This is a genomic window from Dyadobacter sp. OTU695 (assembly GCF_038440355.1).
Classification (GTDB): Bacteria; Bacteroidota; Bacteroidia; order Cytophagales; family Spirosomataceae; genus Dyadobacter.
The window spans coordinates 1-521 of sequence record NZ_JASATN010000085.1; the positions used below are offsets into that span (position 1 = coordinate 1).

General features: G+C 43.4%; 1 protein-coding gene and 1 pseudogene. Both read left to right on the forward strand.

Annotation, left to right across the window (positions count from 1 at the left end):
- Positions 1 to 154 (forward strand): helix-turn-helix domain-containing protein (locus AAHB90_RS32540; protein ID WP_342089467.1); only part of this gene is annotated, 154 nt, incomplete at its 5' end.
- 148 nt (positions 155 to 302) lie between these two features.
- A pseudogene (locus tag AAHB90_RS32545) lies at positions 303 to 521 on the forward strand (Crp/Fnr family transcriptional regulator); the annotation flags it as partial.

Below are 521 nucleotides of genomic sequence, written 5' to 3' on the forward strand. Positions count from 1 at the left end.
GATCGAGAAGGCAAAAGAAAAATTATCTACCACGAGGTTGTCCGTCAGCGAGATCGCCTACCAACTGGGTTTCGAGCATCCCCAGTCTTTCAACAAATTATTTAAAAGCAAGACCAACCAAAGCCCATTGGATTTCCGGCAGTCCTTCAACTGAAATGCCCAAACAATCTACTGATCGGACTATACGAAAGCAAAGGACGGCTCCTGAACATCTCACCGGCTTTGAGCTTTTTTTGCCTGGCTTACCTCATTTTTTACCATATGATAAATGGATGCCCCGCCATGTATACTATTTTTAAGTGATGGAAGCATTAATAAATCTAATCCTGCAGTTTGGTGACCTGAACAAACAACAGATCGAGTTTTTGCTGAGCAAGGTCGAAATGCTCGAATTCAAGAAAGACGAATACCTGTCGGAAGCCGGGAAGGTTCCCCGGTATGTGGCGTTTGTATTGGAAGGCGTATTCCGCTTTTGCTATTATAACAACAAGGGAGAGGAAATCACCAATTATTTTGTCGAC